We start from the raw sequence: 15,577 nt of genomic DNA on the forward strand, positions 1-15,577 counted from the left end.
TCCCGGCTTTTTTGCCTTGGAGGGGGTGCTATTTGAGAGCGGAGAGGATTTCCAGGTGTTTGCCCCGACGATCACAGGCGTCTCGAAATACCCCAATGACTCTTTCATGGGGGATTTGGGACAGATCGACGGCAAAATCCACGGCGTTATCGCCAAATCCTACGGGAGACACGTCTACCGGGAAATTTCCATCCCGCAAAATCGCCTTGACGTCTTGATAACCGCCTTCGGGGATGCGGGTACCCTGCGGAAGTGCGCAGCACTGGTACGTCTCCTTCAAAAGGGCGTTGTCGTTCATGTACACCGCCCGCAGCAAGCCCCTGTCCGCTCCCGTTTTCAGCAAAATCAGCTCCTGATGGGAGGAATAGGGTTCGGAAAGAACCTTTCGTCCCTCCGACCAGTCGTTGGCGTCTAAAAAGAGGTCATAGAAGCGGGGGAAGCTATGTGGATCGCCGGAGGAGGCTCTTACAATCGTCGCCGTTGGGTAATTTTCGCAGAGCATGCAGATGGCGTCTACAGCCGTGTCACAAAAAAGCACGGTGAAATCCGCCGTATTTTTATCGGTGTGATAAGACCAAGTCTGAAAGATGTAGGTTCCCTCAGAAAAGCAGAGATAAAAGGCCCCGTCCGGGGAGGCGGGGTCGGACTCCCGCTGTTTTTCCTCGGGTTTTAGAACACTGTCCGCCCATTGGCGGGGGGCGTTTTGTTTCCAGAAGCGTTTCATCATTTTCCTCCTGTTAATAGTCCCATCTGGTGGAATAGCGATAGGAATTTTCTCCCAAACGCTTGAGGCATCCGGCATCCGGCATCCATTGACTGAGACCGGAAATGCCCAGTTCGCCTTCACCGTGGGTCTTATCCTCCGGTTCCCCTTCCTTGTGATAGCCGCGGCGGATTACCCAGTCGATTCCATCCAGCTCCCCGTTGAGGGCGGGGTCGTTTACAAAAACGACTCCCACGCTGTCGTCCGCGGCCCCTCCCAGGGCATAAAGCACAACACCTGGGTGTTCCTGGGAGATTCCCCCTTTGACAGGATGCCAAAATCGGAAGGATTCCAGTTTGATCGTCTTGTAGACCTTCCGGTCGCGGTTCAGGAGCTCAATGGAGTTCCATTTGACTTCGGCAAACAGGAAGCTTTCGTCTTTGATTTGCTCGTTCAGCTCAAAGCAGTACCGGTTGTACCGCTGGCAGAGCCGGTCTCCTGTGTTCAGATAGAGCCAGCCCGAAAGACAGGCGGTTGCGAGAAGGAGGAGAGGGAGGATCATATGCCATTTTTTGGAGCGTGTTTGCATCATCTTTACCTGCTTTCTAGTTTTGAATCCATGGGTGCCTATATTTCGGCAAATGCTTTCTCATGAATTCTTCGTCCTTGCCCAATAATTGATAAAAATATCGAATACCTTCCCATCTCATGAAAGCATCTTCAGCTTCATCCCATCTTTTCTCAAGGACTAAGCTTCCTCCTTCTGCCAACATGTTTTGCAAATCATTTCCATATCCCTTTGACGCTAAATAGCAAGTCCACATAAAATTACCGGCCTCATTCCGATCACACACAATACCATTTATTAAGTACAGTTTTTGCTGATCTAAATAGTATTTGAAGTTAAGCTCCCCATGAGCCTTAGCCGATTCTAACAGAACTCTCATAATGTCCGCATCTGTTTCGTCTGCAATCCAGAATTTTTCCGTCATTGTTGTGTTTAGAAAGTCAGTGTCAATCGTATACCAGTCATATTTGGTAACCGCTTCTCTGCTGTTTGCCGGATAAATCTCGCCTTCAAATTCGGCATAGTAATGATCAACTTATGTGCCTAAGGTATTCGGCCGTTCATCTTTTATATAGTAGTGTGTTTGATCTGTATAAACATAATCGTATGATTTAGATGTCAAGTAGACCATAGAAATATGGGAAAAAATCAGGGGCTTTGCGGATCGCGGGCCTCTGATTTTTTGCTTTACTCCCAAAGTAACACATTTTGTCCGTTGAGTCAATGGAAAAACAAAAGATTTGTAGCATTGTGCGATATTTATTACAAGTATTCAGATATTTTGTATCAAAACGCAACTTTATTTTTGGTTTAATGGCTCTCACATTTTACCTCAATTTTACAAAAATATTTTCAGAACCCTATTGACAATCATGTGACCTTATGATATATTTAAGTAAACCGGAAAAGGAATTAGAGAAACTCTTTCGAGGGTTCTCGAAATCATTCGTCCATTTCTTTGGAAAGAAGGTGAAAAAATGGCTCATTACCTGCCCGGTTCCACCATCGAGGCGGAAGAAATCAGTGCGAAAACCGCCAATCGGCTCCTTTCCCCCATGTTTTTGAGCGGGGGGCTCATGCTGTCCCAGGTGGCGGCGCTGACGGGACTCGAACCCTACACCATCCAGAACTGGGTGAAGCGGGGATTTCTGCCGCCGCCACAGAACAAGCGGTACTCCATCCGGCAGTTTGCCCGGATTCTGCTCATCAACATGCTCAAAGATTCCTTCCAGTTGGATCGGGTGAGCGTCCTATTGAGTTACATCAACGGACACCTGGACGACGAAAGCGACGACATCATCGACGACATGGCTTTGTACCTGTCCGCCGCCGAGGCGGTGGGGAAGATGCTCACCCAGAGCAAGCTGGGGGTTGAAACGCTGGACGAGGCCTGCGCCCGTGCCATCGAAGGCTACGAAGAGCCGATTCCCGGCGCGAAGGAGCGGGTTTACCGGGTGCTCCAGATCATGGTGACGGCGTACATCGCGTCGATGCTCAAGCAGCAGGCCCTAAAGATGTACGACGCGCTGCCCCAGCAAAACAGATAACCTCCATCGAAATTTATCCAGCCCAATGGGCCGCCGCCCTTGTTTTCAGCCCCCTGCAATTTCGGGATCGTCCCGGGGCAGACTGTAAATAAAGGTTTTTACGGGGAATTTGGGTGAACGAGCCCGAAACCCCACACGTTTTTCGGCCCCGGAAACCTGTTGCCGGGCCATCGAAGGGAGGCGGATTCAAAACAGGGTATCGTCCGGCGTTTGCGCCTTTTCCGCCGGGAAGCTTCAGCGACAAAGGCGAAAACGTCAGAAAGGAATGATTGCTATGCTGCAATGGTGGGAGTCCTTAACCGGGCTTCAGCAGATTTTCGCCTGCATCGCCATCCCGGCAACGGTGCTCCTCGTCATCCAGACCCTCCTGACCCTTTTGGGCCTGGGCCACGGCGCGGGGGACGGCGACGACGGCGGTTTCGTCCACGACGCCCACGTGGACAGCGGATTCGACGGGCCGGACGCTGGATTCGACGCACCCGACGGCGGTTTTGACGGGCCGGATACCGGCTTCGATATGCCTGACAGCCCTGTCGATCTGGAAGCCGGCCCGCATGAGTTCGGCCCTGCCTTTGACGCGGGAGCCGGGGGAACGGTGCCGGAAATGCCCGGGGAAGTACCGGACGACGGCCTCGGGGGCGCTTTCCACGAAGGGCCCCAGCTCATCGAGCACGACGTCCACGGCGACCACAACACCCCCCGGGATTCCGGCGAGTTCGACCACAGCCTGCGCATCTTTACCCTGAGGGGCTTCGTCGCCTTCTTTGCGGTATTCGGCTGGTCGGGGCTCGTCATGCTCAAGGGCGGGCTGGGCACGGTGGTTTCGGTGTTCCTGGCCCTGGTGTTCGGCGCGCTGATGATGGTTTTAGTGGCGCTTTTGTTCGACTGGCTCTTAAAATGCCAGTACGACGGCACCATGGATCCCAGAGAAGCGGTGGGCAAAGAGGGCGAAGTTTATCTCACCGTCCCCGCGAAAAAGCAGGGCATGGGCAAGGTAAACGTCCTGGTGGGGGAGGCCCTCACCGAATTCGACGCGGTGACCGACGACAGGGAAGACATTCCCACCGGCGAAACGGTCGTCGTGCGGGAGGCGCTTGCTTCCACGCTCCTGGTCCGCAGGAAATAGCGGGCAAATACAGAAAAAAGAGAGGGAAAAAACATGCCAAACAATTTATCCATTGAAATGCTGATTCTCATTGTTGTCATCGTTGTGATTTTGTTCTCCCTGCTGCTCCTGATCCTGTCCCGGTACAAAAAGTGCCCCTCCGACAAGGTCATGGTCATCTACGGTAACGTGGGCAACAACAAGGACGGCTCCAACCGTACCGCCAAATGCATCCACGGCGGCGCCAGCTTCATCTGGCCGGTGGTGCAGGCTTACGAGTTTCTCGATTTGACCCCCATTTCCATCTCGGTGGATTTGCAGAGCGCGTTGTCCCGGCAGAACATCCGCATCAACGTGCCGTCCAGGTTCACCGTGGGCATCTCGGTGGAACCCGGCGTTATGCAGAACGCGGCAGAGCGGCTTTTGGGCCTGAAACTCCAGGAAATCCAGGAGCTTGCAAAAGACATCATCTTCGGACAGCTCCGTCTCGTTATCGCCACCATGGACATCGAGGAAATCAACACCGATAGGGATAAATTCTTAGCGGCGGTGTCCAGCAACGTGGAGGGCGAGCTGAAAAAAATCGGCCTGCGGCTCATCAACGTCAACGTCACCGACATCAGCGACGAGTCCGGTTACATCTCCGCCCTCGGTAAAGAGGCGGCGGCAAAAGCCATTAACGACGCCAAAAAGAGCGTGGCCGAAAAAGAGCGCGACGGCTCCATCGGTGAGGCCAACGCCAACCGTGACCAGCGCGTACAGGTGGCACAGGCAAACTCCATCGCCATCGAGGGTGAAAACGAGGCCCAGATAAACATCGCCATGTCTAACGCCGCCCGCCGCGAAAAAGAGGCGGAGGCCTTAAAAATCGCTACCTCGGCGGAAAAAATCCAGTCGGCAAAAGCTTTGGAAGAGGCTTACTCGGCCGAACAGCAGGCTGAGGCCGCACGTTTCGCCCGTGAGAAAGCCACTTTGGAAGCGGACATCATCGTCAAGACCGAAATCGAAAAACGCAAAATGGAACTGGAGGCTGAAGCGGAGGCCGAGCAGACCAGACGCCGCGCCCAAGGTGAGGCCGACGCAATTCTCGCCCGCATGACCGCTGAGGCGGAGGGCTTGCAGACCATGCTCCAAAAACAGGCAGACGGTTTGAAAGACATCGTCAGCGCCGCCGGCGGCGACGCAAACGACGCTCTGCGCCTGATGCTGGCCGACAAGATGGAAAACCTCCTGAAAATCCAGGTGGAGGCCGTCAAGGGCATCAAAATCGACAAAGTCACCGTCTGGGACGGCGGCGAAAAGGACGGCAAGACCGCGACTGCGGGCTTTGTGTCCGGCCTGATGAAGAGCATCCCCCCCATGAACGAGATGTTCGACATGGCGGGCATGAACCTGCCGGAATTTTTGGGCAAAAAGAAAGAGGAAGCCCCCGCGGCGGAAATCAAAGCGGAGGAATAAGCTTTCGTAAGAAAAAAGACGAACCCCCGGCGGGTTCGTCTTTTTTGTTGTTTTCAGTGGAATGTAGGGGCGGCTATCAGCCGCCCGCCGATAGGCAAAAACTGTGGGAAACCGCGGGCGGCCGATGGCCGCCCCTACATTTTCCTGAAACCTTCCGGCAGACTGCGGGCGGATTTTATATCCGCCCCTATATTTTTTCGAAACTTCTTGGTAAACGGTAGGGGGCGATACCTTATCGCCCCGCCAGTAAAAAACACGGTTTCCTGATGGAGGGCCGGAGGAGCGTCAGCGACGACGGCCCCAAAGGGGGGCGAGCGGCGAAGCGCGCAGCCCCGGACAGCGACGAAGCAAAAAATCTTTCCGTTTTACTACAAGCCCTAGAAAAGCACGAGGGGTGGCAGGGGAGGGCGACTCCTAGGATTCTAAGCGCAGCGCGGAGCCCTCCCCCCGCGGTAGGATTATTAAGGGGCTGACAAGACAGCCCCTTAATTCGCCTGTCGGGGCGAGTCCCGACGACTGAACGAAAAGAAAACAGTAACGGTTAAGGAGAACAACGAAACAGAAACCAACATAACAAACCCGCCCTCACCGAATCGGTAAAGGCGGGTTTGTTGTTCCATAATGGTGTAATTTTGGGACTATTTTGACACTAGTTTAGCACTAGATTATGAACGAATGCTTCTGATATAATATTTGATGAGATACCCCTTAGGGAGAGTTACAACAAAAATTATCCGTGGAACCTTATAATATTCAATGAAAGGCAACAACAATTTTTAATATACGTTACAGCCGCCCGATGCTCTCAAAAAATGGGGACCAATAATATATAAATCTTTTTCCCAATATTTTACAATGGATGCAGGAAGTGATGCTATGAATGACAGCAATAGAGAACCGCTAAAAATCAAGATTCGCGGTGAGGATGGATATCGTGTGACAACCATTCGGATATCGGAAGGAATTATTTGCCGGCTAGACCGGCTTGCTGACGAAACGCATCGCTCCCGCAATGAATTAATCAATATCATGCTGGAATACGCGATCAACAACATTGTTATCGAGCGCCTGCCAAATCAGAAGGTCAAAGAATAAAAATCGGAACCTGCTGCATCCTCGGCCGCCCCGACATTCCTCCCGAATACCGGGCCGCGCTGGAACGCGAACTCGATAATCTAATGCCCTATGAGGTGACCTAACAAAAAGCACCTTTACAAATCCAAAAGCGGGTTTATTTGTTTTCCAATGGGATATATTCAAGCAAATCGCTTATTTCGCATTGAAGCGAACAGCATATTTTAGCAAAGAGCACCATATCCAGTCTATAAATTTCCACGTCCGGTTTACAGTAATGGTCGATTGTCTGGAACTTGACACCGATACTGTCAGCCAAACTGTTTCTGGTAATACCGTGCTGATTCAAGTATTCGCCCAATTTGACTTTGATTTTGCCAAAAGGCTGCAAAGTAGAGACTTCTGTCCGTTTTCCAACCAATTGAATCGGAATTTTCACTTTGCACACCTTCTTTGTTATTTTCTATAATTATACCTTAACACATATAACCCAATTTGACATTATACCTATTCGGGTATTATACTTATACAAGTATAATACCCATAGGAGGAAATGATTATGAATTTTTTGACTTCTACAGCCGGAACCTGCTGCATCCTCGGCCGTCCCGACATTCCTCCCGGTTACCGGGCCACGCTGGAACACGAATTCGATAATCTGATCGCCCACGGGGTCACTTGTTACTTTTTCACCGGGTTGGATATCTTCGAGCGGCTCTGCCTCAAGGCCCTGCGCTGCCTTCAGCAAACTTATGACTACATCCCTATCAAAACCATTCTCCTCGGCACCGACATCACTCTGCTCACCAAATCAGAATACGACTTCGACGCGGTTTGCTGCCTGCGGCCCGAAAAGGACCCCTCCTTTTCCCTCAACCGCATTGCCATCGAGCATTCCCGGTTTATGGTCTACTTTCAGCTCACCGACTTCGGCGGAATCCAAAGCGACCTCATTTACGGCGAGGGGCTGGGCCTGCGGCCCATCAACATTGCGGCGCGAAAAAAAGCGGATGATGGGCCATCCGCTTCTCTATGAAAATATTCCTGTTTTTCACCAGCGAAACCGCTCCACGGCAGCAAGCGGGAGCGGTTTTCATCAATCGTTTTCCGGGGGAAGGTAGCGGAGGATATCCGACAGCTCACAGTTCATGGAGTAGCAGAATTTCGCCAGCAGGCTCAGGTCCACCCGCTCCACGTTTTTGTTCTGGTAATACCGGTCGACGGTTTTATAGTCCAGGCCGGTGCGCTTGGCAAGCCCGTTTCTGGAAAATCCGTGGGCGTCCATATATTCGCCTAAAAACAGCTCCACCTTCCCGTACGGCCGCTCCTTGCCCACTACATTTTCGACGATTGTCCTCAAAGTACCCATGGCTTTCCCTCCTATATATAGACATAGATTATCATACCTATTGACATTTGGATATTAGGTATTATATACTTATCTATATTTACTAGTATATATATCCATATATAGGAGAAGTATTTATGCGGATTCAATACATTGCAAAGCGTACCTGCTGTATCGTCGGTAGGCCCGATGTTCCGTACGGGTACGAGCCCGTGGTGGAATACGAATTCAACGGCCTTATCGCACGGGGCGTCACCAGCTTTCTGTTCTGCGGCGTAGGGCCTTTTGAGCGCCTCTGCCTGGAAACCCTCCAAAAACTTCAGCAATGCTACGGCTATATCCCCATCCGGCTCACTCTCATCGGGTCGGACGCCCATCTGCTGGCCGATTACGAGGATGAGTTTGACGCGATAATCTGCCTCTGCCGCCAGTCAGAACCGCACTTACGGCCGGTGCGGTATGCCATTGGCAATTCCCGGTTTTTATTTTATTACCAGCGGGACGATTTCGGCGGAGCATTCAGTGACATCCGCTACGGGCTGGACATGGGGTTGGAGCTGATAAACGTCGCAGAATCCAAAAGGGAAGCGGACAAAACGCCGTTTACTTCCCTATTATAACGCAAAAGCAGGGGAGGCCCCCTGCTTTTTTTCATTGCATTGGAACTGTTTTCAGGACGATGATTTCGATATTTTAGGGAACATGGTAAAGTTGCTGTACAGCAGGAAAAACAACGAAAATTCCCGCTTGGAGAACGTTCCGTTCCGGATCAGGAGCTCCTGGGTTTTCCCGCCCAATTTGATATAATATCCCGTTTCGGCATATCCGTTTCGGAGATAGAAATTTTTGCGCCGGATCCTCTGCGCCAGGTCTTTTGCACCCTCTCCGCAAGGTTCGATGGACACGATGACCTTGCTGTCCGGGTGCATGGCCTGGACTTTTTGCAGAATGGCGCCGCCGTATCCTTTGGAGCGGAGGGTTTCTTCCACCGCGAGGAACATGATAAAGCTGAGCTTGCGGACGGTGGCGAGATAGACAAAGCCGCAGAGGGTATCGCCGTCATAAAACGCCAGAAACTCGGTGTTCCAAAGGTGGGACATGGCCATCATCATCCAAAAGGGCATCCGGTCTTCTCTGGAAAACGAAGCGTGGTAAATTGCCTTGATTTTTTGCTTGTTTTCGCGCTTCGCAGCCTTTTTTGCTCTTAAATCCATCATTTAACCATCCTATTATCGTCGGGTAATGGTTTTTTGGTTTGGCAGGGGCCTTTTTCGTTGGGACGGTCGTAAGCTTTCCTACAAAAATTTGATATGAAATCCATGTATATGTAGAATTGAAAAAACAAAGATTTTGGACATATTAAAATAAGCCTGTCAAGACCTTGGCATAAAATTCACGCAAATGGAATTTATATAGAAAAGCAATAAAACCCAGAAAAACACTCATTTAAGCAAATTGCCAATTGCTTCATATTTTTATAAATATAGGAGGATATTAAAATGTACGACATGATTATTATTGGCGCAGGACCTGCTGGTATCAGTGCAGCAATTTATGGGAAAAGCAGAGGAAAAAAAGTTTTGGTGTTGGAAAAGAAACAGGTGGGAGGTTTGATTGGAACGGTATCTACAGTGACACACTATACAGCAATCGTACAAGAAGAATCTGGCAATACCTTTGCTGAACGAATGAAAGAGCAGGCGCTCGGTGCTGGTGTGGAGATTCGTTATGAAAATGTGACAGAGACAAAACTTACAGGCGAAATAAAGAAAGTCGTTACCGATAAAGCAAGTTATCAATCTAAAACCTTAATTTTGGCAAATGGTGGCTCTGGCCGTATGCTGGGCATTCCCGGGGAAAGTCTGAAAGGTGTCAGATTAAATGCACCAAAAGATGGTTTGAACTATAAAGGAAAGAATGTTTATGTTATCGGCGGAGCAGATGGAGCGGTTAAGGAAGCTCTTTATCTGGCTGAATTAGCGGCAAAAGTGATGATTGTATGCCTGGAGGATGAGCTTGCATGTATACAGGAATTCAAAGATAAAGTATTTACCCATGATAATATCGAAGTCATGCCGCATTCAAGTCTAACTGGAGTATATGGCAACGAAGCGGTGGAAGAGCTCGAATTTACAGATAACAAAACAGGAATGAAGCAGATTGTAAAAGATGCAGAGTGTGGAGTATTTGTATACGCGGGAATTGTTCCGAATACGCAGATGTACACAGAATTGAAGTTAGATGACGGCTATATTTTGACTGATGACTCGATGCAGACGGAAATCCCAGGAGTATTTGCGGCAGGAGATATCCGCGCGAAGAAAGTAAGACAGGTTGCTACAGCAGTGGCCGATGGTGCCATCGCAGGTATTCAGGCAGCCGCAATGTGCTGATATTAAAAGCAAACATTAGGGCGGGGATTAAGGTTACGTCTTAGCGCTGAATTTGGTTAGCCAAATTCGTCTGCTGTGAAAATCAAGGGGATCTTTGTGGGAAAAAGGCAGTACCATTGGGGCGGCGCCTATTACAGATATATTTTTCCAAATTCGTCCGCGGGCAGGGGTTTGCTGTATAGATACCCCTGGGCGGTGGTGCAGTCCATGTTTTTCAGAAGGGCCAGCTGCTCTTCGGTTTCTACTCCCTCGGCCAAGCATTCCATTCCCATTTCCCGGCACATGTCGATGATGCATTTGACCATGGTACGGCAGGAAGGGCTGGTTTCCAGGTTCCAGATGAGGCTTTTATCCAGTTTCAGTGTGTCGAACTCCATGAAGGTGAGCAGCGACATACTGGAGTACTGGGAGCCGAAGTCGTCCAGTCCCAGCTGGAACCCCTGATCCCGGATGCTCTTGCCGATCTGGAATACGATTTCCCGCTCCACCTCTCCGATGGTCTCGGTGAGCTCGATTTGGACAAAATTTTTGGGCACGGAATCATACCGGCTGTAGATTTCAAGCATTTCCTTCATCAGGTCGGCGTCCAGCAGGGTGATGCGGGAGAAGTTGAGGGAGATGGGGAAGAGGGGCTTGCCCTGTTGCTGCCACGCCGTCATCTGTTTGAGCACCTGCTCGTAGATAAACAAATCCACATAGCGGATGAGCCGCTCTTTTTCCAGCAGAGGGATAAACTTGTCCGGGGTAATGAGGCCGTGAGTTTTGTCCCCGAAGCGCACCAGGGCTTCGGCTCCCACAACCTCACCGGATGAAATATCGCACTTGGGTTGGAGGTACATGCGGAAGGAGCCTCGGGCCACTTCTTCCAGAAGGGCAGTCTGGGACATATGGTTGGCGTGCTTGGAATTGCTGTCAAAGTTTTTGTAAAACTCCTGCTTTTGGATAAACATCAGCTCGTCGGCGTGGGTGACAAGGTTCTGGACATTTATTTCGGCATCGCTCCAGGTGTAGCCGATGGTGACGCCGTACAGCACCCGCCGTTCGAGGATTTCCTGCATCTGGCGGATTTTATGGACGAACTGCTGGATATCGGTGTTTTCCACAAAGCCGACGATTTCGTCACCGCTGAGGCGGAAGAGAATCCGCTCTTCGATAAATTCCTTCATAATGCTGCCAGTGGTGGCCACGACACTGTCGCCAAAGGAGTGGCCAAACCGTTCGTTGATTTGTTTGAGGCCATTGATGTCGGCCACCACTACGCCCAGGGACTGGAGCCGTTCTTCAGGGTTGCTGTCCAGGTAGGCTATATAGCTGTTGCGGTTTAGAAGCCCGGTGAGGGGATCGTGATAATTGAGGTAGGTGTGCTTGGATATCATCCGCCGCTTGGTAATCTCGTTGGCGATGAAGTAGGCAAGGCTCTGGAGCAGGACCGGGTTCCCGGCGTAAGCACGAGGATTATCCACTCCGACGTAACCCATGAGGATGTTGTCGATGGTGAAGGGGGCGGCGATGAGGTTTTTGATGTTCTGCATCGAAAGGATGCAGTACTCCTCCGGGCTGTCCACCTTGATGGCTTCCAGGTCGGGAATGAGCACCGGCTCCATCTGCTCGAAATGGGGCATCCACCGGTTCAGGAGGGTCATGTCCACGTCCTGCAAAAATTCCATTTCCGGCGCCACGCCTTCTCCGCACCACTCATAGGTGTTTTTGCAGATGTCCTTTTGGTGGTCGATCTCAAAGATATAGGCCCTGTCGGCCCGATAGAATTCCCCGATGCTCTGGAGCACCAGGGCGATGGCTTTTTCCAGGCTCTCCGCCGAAGTGAGAGACCGGGTGCAGGACACGATGGCCTGCTCCACAGCCAGCTTTTCAGACAGCTCCCGGCTGACGGTTTCCCGGTCGGTGATGTCTAAGGCCACCTCCATTCGCACCGGGCGGCCTTGATAGGAAATCAGCTTGTCCTTCAGCAGGTAATGCCGGTTGACCCGTTGGTTTTGATGTTCCCAGACATAGGTTTCGTCGGGCTTCAGCAGATGGTTGGTGCAGAAAGGACAGGGTTCGTCCCGATTTTGCAGCACTTTGTAGCAGGGCTTTCCCAGGTAGTCGTCAGGGGAGTCAAGGCCCAGGTCTTTCCGGCAGGCCCGATTGACAAACAGAATTTCATAGGTTTCAGCATCGCTGAGATAAATCACTTCATCCAGCTCTTCGATGAGCCAGCCGATTTCCATGGTGACACCGCCTTTCCTTTAGAGTATATTCAAAATTAGTCTACCACAAGTTTACACAAAAGTACAGTGAAAAAGTAAAAGACGCCGACTTCCGGGCGGTCCAATAAAACATTATAATATTGTTTTCGGGAAGGCGGCATGAGTGATCATGCCGCTTTTCCGTTCACAACGTCATAGAGTAAATTGGCGGGGAGTATGCCGATATAGTTGTAACTGATGGTCACATCCTGCACTCGGTGTCCGCTGGACTTGTCCGGTGCATGAACATATACGGCGTTCACCATATCGTTCAGCACGGTCGGTGTCAGCTTCTCCAGATACAGGTATTTCTTTGCCTGTCGGATAAATCTATCAACATTCTCCGCTTGATCTTCTTGATTCTGTATTTCGTTTTCAAGCATTTCAATCTTGGCTCTCAAGTCTGCCTGCTCCTGCTCATAATCATCAGACAACATCTGAAAACGAGCTTCGGACAGTTTTCCGTTGACCATATCCTCATAAATACGCTTGAACAATCTGTCCAGTTCAGCCAGACGATTTTCGGATTTCTGCAAGGTTTGCTTCTTGGCAGAAAGCTCTTTCCTTGCTTCCTCGCTTCGCTTGGCACCCAATGCTCTGCGGAATGAGTCCTCATAGCCTGCAACACAGGAGATTACCAACCTCATGTGCTGGAGCGTACCTTCTTCCAGTACAACGGCTCTGATGAAGTGGGTGTCACAGACCTCCTTACCCTTTTTACGGGAAGTGGAGCAAACAAAGTGGTCTTGTCTGGTTTCAAAACTGTTGCTGGTGCAGTAGTACAATTTCTCACCGCAATCGGCACAGCGGACGAGACCGGAGAACATATTGGTCTTGCCTGTTCTGGCGGGTCTGCGCTTATTCTTGCGAAGCTCCTGCACACGGGCGAAGGTTTCTTCGTCAATAATAGCTTCATGGGTGTTCTCGAAAATCTTCCATTGGTCGGGAGGGTTTTCGAGTTTCTTTTTGCTTCTGTACGACTGCTTGCGGGTCTTGAAGTTGACCATGTGACCAAGGTATTCCATCTTTTCCAGTATGCCGGTGATAGTTCGTGGTGCCCAATTGTAAGGATTATCCGGTGTCTTTGCAGGAGCATTACGTCCCATCTTCATCCAATGGACGGTGGGGCAATCCACCTTTGCTTCCTTCAGCTTCTTGGCAATCTGAGAGGGGCCGAAGCCCTCCATACACCATGCGAAGATCTGACGGACAACAGCTACGGCTTCATCGTCCACAACCCAATGTCTCTTTGGATTGTCGGGGTCTTTCATGTAGCCATAGGGTGGGTTGGTGGTCAGATACTCACCGGATTCGCCTTTCTGCTTCATAACCGCTTTGACCTTTTTACTGCTGTCCTTGACATAGAACTCGTTGATGATATTCAAGAACGGAGTAAAGTCGTTGTCCTGCTGATTGGCGCTGTCCACACCGCTGTTCACGGCGATGAAACGGACATCGTGTTCGGGGAAAAGCATTTCACTATTATAGACAAGAGCACAAAAAGGATAGGTACGGTGGGGATTAACCCGTCAGATTTTCCATTCAATTTCTACCTTTTCATTTGTCGCCCGGATGACCGTTATCAGTGCGTCCACCACCTGCCTCTTGTCCTCAAAGCTGACATTCTCCCAGTCATCCAGATACCCGGAAATGCTTTCCATCTTCTCCATCGGCACAGCGTCCGCAGAGAGTTTTGCAATCTCATTGGCAATGGACTGCCGCCTTGCGTCCAGCTCCTCAATTTTGCTGTTGGCATAGGAGATCAAAACAGGGCTTGCGCCCGTCAGCGTGTCAAGCAGCTTTTCAATCTCGCTTTCCACCTGCGCCAGTTCCTGCCGCTTTGCCGCCAGCTTCGGGGAGATTTTCGCCGCTTTTTTCCGGCCTGTTAGCGTCTTAAAATCTTTCAGCTTCTTCACCATAGCCCCATAGACCACCGCTTCCAGTTCGTGCAGCTTCACGCACCCGCAGCCGGGACACGCCTTGCTGTCCGCATGGACGGTGCAACGCATATAGAGGATGCCGTTGGAGTGCGCCGACATAAGCGCATACCCGCATTTCCCGCATTTGATTTTTCCCGCCATCCATGTGTTCCGGGCTTTCCTTGCGGGCTGGTAGGTGTGGCTGGCAAGCAGCTTCTTCCTGCATTTCAGCCACAGCTCCGATGGGATAAACCCCTCATGTGGAGCCAGTACCAGCGTCTGTCCTTGCAGGTGCTTGTGCTTGTCCTCTGTATTCCCCTTGCCCTGATAGTAATAGCAGCCGTTTGTCCCGGCAAAGTCGGCGGCGTCATTGTAAATATCCGTCCCCTGGCTTTTGTAAAACTCGTATATGTCGAGGTCAGCCATGACATAAATCGGGTTGCGGAGAATAACGCTCAAAGTAGCCCTTGACAGCGGCCTGCCATGATAAGTACGCATACCGCCCGCCGTCAGCTTCTTTGTAATGTCATGCAGCGATACCTGCGGGTCAGCGTACATCTCATACATCTGCCGGACAAAGGCCGCTTCGGTTGGCTCTATTACCAGCTTCTTTGTGCTCACCCCGTCCATCACATAAGGCTCTGTCCGAAATCCGTAGGGCGTTTTGCCGCCCATTTTGAAGCCCCGCTGACAGCGGGAGTACCATGCGTCCTGCACCCGCTTCTGTATCGTTTCCCGTTCAAGCTGGGCGAACACGATACAGATATTCAGCATCGCCCGCCCCATTGGGGTGGAGGTATCAAACTTCTCCGTAGAGGACACAAACTCCACTTCGTACTTTTGGAAGAAGTCCATCATCTTCGCAAAGTCCAGAATGGAACGGCTGATGCGGTCGAGCTTGTAAACCACCACTTTCCGCACAAGGCCGCTTTCAATATCCCGCATAAGCTGTTGGAATTGTGGACGCTCCGTATTTTTCCCGGAATACCCTTTGTCCTTGTACTCTTTGCAGTTCCCGCCTTTCAATTCGTATTTGCAAAACTCAATCTGGCTTTCAATGGAAATGCTATCCTTTTTGTCTACCGATTGCCTTGCATAGATTGCGTCTATTCTGTTATTCATTTTGTCGCTCCTTTTCTTAAAAAAGAAACGGAGCTGCTGACAGTTCTATTATACCGTCAGCAGCCCCGCAAATCAACGATGGTTTCGGGAAACC

16 protein-coding genes are annotated in these 15,577 nt (G+C 50.8%); 7 read left to right on the forward strand and 9 right to left on the reverse strand.

The window, feature by feature from the left end; all coding sequences use genetic code 11:
* Positions 1-28 precede the first annotated feature (28 nt).
* Genes H8710_RS09400 through H8710_RS09410 form a run of 3 tightly spaced genes read right to left on the reverse strand, consistent with a single transcriptional unit; the run spans position 29 to position 1,650 of the window.
* On the reverse strand, positions 29-727 hold the full coding sequence (locus H8710_RS09400) for a hypothetical protein (protein ID WP_249295249.1): 699 nt from the start codon (positions 725-727) through the stop codon (positions 29-31).
* Between the two features lie 10 nt (positions 728-737).
* On the reverse strand, positions 738-1,295 hold the full coding sequence (locus H8710_RS09405) for a hypothetical protein (protein ID WP_249295250.1): 558 nt from the start codon (positions 1,293-1,295) through the stop codon (positions 738-740).
* Positions 1,296-1,308: 13 nt separating this feature from the next.
* Positions 1,309-1,650 (reverse strand): hypothetical protein, encoded by a 342-nt coding sequence (locus H8710_RS09410; protein WP_249295251.1) that lies wholly within the window; start codon positions 1,648-1,650, stop codon positions 1,309-1,311.
* A 598-nt stretch (positions 1,651-2,248) separates the two neighbouring features.
* On the opposite strand from H8710_RS09410, the gene H8710_RS09415 reads away from it, so the two are divergent.
* The 4 genes from H8710_RS09415 to H8710_RS09430 all read left to right on the forward strand — a co-directional run bounded on the left by H8710_RS09415 (position 2,249) and on the right by H8710_RS09430 (position 6,476).
* Positions 2,249-2,818, forward strand: coding sequence for a DUF1836 domain-containing protein (locus H8710_RS09415; protein WP_249295252.1), 570 nt, complete (start codon positions 2,249-2,251; stop codon positions 2,816-2,818).
* A gap of 274 nt (positions 2,819-3,092) precedes the next feature.
* Positions 3,093-3,944 carry an NfeD family protein gene (locus H8710_RS09420; RefSeq protein ID WP_249295253.1) on the forward strand — a complete coding sequence of 284 codons (852 nt, stop codon included), beginning with the start codon at positions 3,093-3,095 and terminating at the stop codon, positions 3,942-3,944.
* 33 nt (positions 3,945-3,977) lie between these two features.
* Positions 3,978-5,381: a flotillin family protein gene (locus H8710_RS09425; protein ID WP_249295254.1), complete on the forward strand. Its 1,404-nt coding sequence runs from the start codon at positions 3,978-3,980 to the stop codon at positions 5,379-5,381.
* A gap of 876 nt (positions 5,382-6,257) precedes the next feature.
* Positions 6,258-6,476, forward strand: a complete 219-nt coding sequence (locus H8710_RS09430) for a ribbon-helix-helix protein, CopG family (protein WP_249295255.1) — start codon at positions 6,258-6,260, stop codon at positions 6,474-6,476.
* A gap of 136 nt (positions 6,477-6,612) precedes the next feature.
* Here H8710_RS09430 and H8710_RS09435 read toward each other — a convergent pair whose 3' ends face one another.
* On the reverse strand, positions 6,613-6,894 hold the full coding sequence (locus tag H8710_RS09435; RefSeq protein WP_249295256.1) for a helix-turn-helix domain-containing protein: 282 nt from the start codon (positions 6,892-6,894) through the stop codon (positions 6,613-6,615).
* A 120-nt stretch (positions 6,895-7,014) separates the two neighbouring features.
* Here H8710_RS09435 and H8710_RS09440 point away from each other — a divergent pair, with 120 nt between their 5' ends.
* Positions 7,015-7,491, forward strand: coding sequence for a hypothetical protein (locus tag H8710_RS09440; RefSeq protein WP_249295257.1), 477 nt, complete (start codon positions 7,015-7,017; stop codon positions 7,489-7,491).
* 60 nt (positions 7,492-7,551) lie between these two features.
* Here the strand turns inward: H8710_RS09440 and H8710_RS09445 are convergent, their stop codons facing one another.
* Positions 7,552-7,824 carry a helix-turn-helix domain-containing protein gene (locus H8710_RS09445; protein ID WP_249295258.1) on the reverse strand — a complete coding sequence of 91 codons (273 nt, stop codon included), beginning with the start codon at positions 7,822-7,824 and terminating at the stop codon, positions 7,552-7,554.
* A gap of 116 nt (positions 7,825-7,940) precedes the next feature.
* On the opposite strand from H8710_RS09445, the gene H8710_RS09450 reads away from it, so the two are divergent.
* Positions 7,941-8,423 carry a hypothetical protein gene (locus H8710_RS09450; protein ID WP_249295259.1) on the forward strand — a complete coding sequence of 161 codons (483 nt, stop codon included), beginning with the start codon at positions 7,941-7,943 and terminating at the stop codon, positions 8,421-8,423.
* A 51-nt stretch (positions 8,424-8,474) separates the two neighbouring features.
* Here H8710_RS09450 and H8710_RS09455 read toward each other — a convergent pair whose 3' ends face one another.
* Positions 8,475-9,020: a GNAT family N-acetyltransferase gene (locus tag H8710_RS09455; protein WP_249295260.1), complete on the reverse strand. Its 546-nt coding sequence runs from the start codon at positions 9,018-9,020 to the stop codon at positions 8,475-8,477.
* A 282-nt stretch (positions 9,021-9,302) separates the two neighbouring features.
* Here H8710_RS09455 and H8710_RS09460 point away from each other — a divergent pair, with 282 nt between their 5' ends.
* Positions 9,303-10,196, forward strand: coding sequence for an NAD(P)/FAD-dependent oxidoreductase (locus H8710_RS09460; RefSeq protein ID WP_249295261.1), 894 nt, complete (start codon positions 9,303-9,305; stop codon positions 10,194-10,196).
* A gap of 131 nt (positions 10,197-10,327) precedes the next feature.
* Here the strand turns inward: H8710_RS09460 and H8710_RS09465 are convergent, their stop codons facing one another.
* The 3 genes from H8710_RS09465 to H8710_RS09475 form a co-directional block, all read right to left on the reverse strand.
* A complete protein-coding gene (locus H8710_RS09465) occupies positions 10,328-12,424 on the reverse strand; it encodes an EAL domain-containing protein (protein WP_249295262.1) in 2,097 nt (698 codons plus the stop codon).
* A gap of 146 nt (positions 12,425-12,570) precedes the next feature.
* The gene (locus H8710_RS09470) at positions 12,571-13,917 is read right to left on the reverse strand and encodes a recombinase family protein (RefSeq protein WP_249295263.1); all 1,347 of its coding nucleotides are present in this window, start codon (positions 13,915-13,917) and stop codon (positions 12,571-12,573) included.
* Between the two features lie 54 nt (positions 13,918-13,971).
* Positions 13,972-15,483, reverse strand: a complete 1,512-nt coding sequence (locus H8710_RS09475) for a recombinase family protein (protein ID WP_238045388.1) — start codon at positions 15,481-15,483, stop codon at positions 13,972-13,974.
* Positions 15,484-15,577: the final 94 nt, after the last annotated feature.

This window comes from Fumia xinanensis (assembly GCF_014384905.1).
In the GTDB taxonomy this organism is placed as follows: domain Bacteria; phylum Bacillota; class Clostridia; order Oscillospirales; family Ruminococcaceae; genus Fumia; species Fumia xinanensis.

Excerpts from the sequence above, each read along its gene's own strand:
- H8710_RS09400 (WP_249295249.1), bottom strand. The coding sequence starts at position 727 with ATGATGAAACGCTTCTGGAAACAAAACGCCCCCCGCCAATGGGCGGAC.
- H8710_RS09405 (WP_249295250.1), bottom strand. The coding sequence starts at position 1,295 with ATGATGCAAACACGCTCCAAAAAATGGCATATGATCCTCCCTCTCCTC.
- H8710_RS09410 (WP_249295251.1), bottom strand. The coding sequence starts at position 1,650 with ATGAGAGTTCTGTTAGAATCGGCTAAGGCTCATGGGGAGCTTAACTTC.
- H8710_RS09415 (WP_249295252.1), top strand. The coding sequence starts at position 2,249 with ATGGCTCATTACCTGCCCGGTTCCACCATCGAGGCGGAAGAAATCAGT.
- H8710_RS09420 (WP_249295253.1), top strand. The coding sequence starts at position 3,093 with ATGCTGCAATGGTGGGAGTCCTTAACCGGGCTTCAGCAGATTTTCGCC.
- H8710_RS09425 (WP_249295254.1), top strand. The coding sequence starts at position 3,978 with ATGCCAAACAATTTATCCATTGAAATGCTGATTCTCATTGTTGTCATC.
- H8710_RS09430 (WP_249295255.1), top strand. The coding sequence starts at position 6,258 with ATGAATGACAGCAATAGAGAACCGCTAAAAATCAAGATTCGCGGTGAG.
- H8710_RS09440 (WP_249295257.1), top strand. The coding sequence starts at position 7,015 with ATGAATTTTTTGACTTCTACAGCCGGAACCTGCTGCATCCTCGGCCGT.
- H8710_RS09445 (WP_249295258.1), bottom strand. The coding sequence starts at position 7,824 with ATGGGTACTTTGAGGACAATCGTCGAAAATGTAGTGGGCAAGGAGCGG.
- H8710_RS09450 (WP_249295259.1), top strand. The coding sequence starts at position 7,941 with ATGCGGATTCAATACATTGCAAAGCGTACCTGCTGTATCGTCGGTAGG.
- H8710_RS09455 (WP_249295260.1), bottom strand. The coding sequence starts at position 9,020 with ATGATGGATTTAAGAGCAAAAAAGGCTGCGAAGCGCGAAAACAAGCAA.
- H8710_RS09460 (WP_249295261.1), top strand. The coding sequence starts at position 9,303 with ATGTACGACATGATTATTATTGGCGCAGGACCTGCTGGTATCAGTGCA.
- H8710_RS09465 (WP_249295262.1), bottom strand. The coding sequence starts at position 12,424 with ATGGAAATCGGCTGGCTCATCGAAGAGCTGGATGAAGTGATTTATCTC.
- H8710_RS09470 (WP_249295263.1), bottom strand. The coding sequence starts at position 13,917 with ATGCTTTTCCCCGAACACGATGTCCGTTTCATCGCCGTGAACAGCGGT.
- H8710_RS09475 (WP_238045388.1), bottom strand. The coding sequence starts at position 15,483 with ATGAATAACAGAATAGACGCAATCTATGCAAGGCAATCGGTAGACAAA.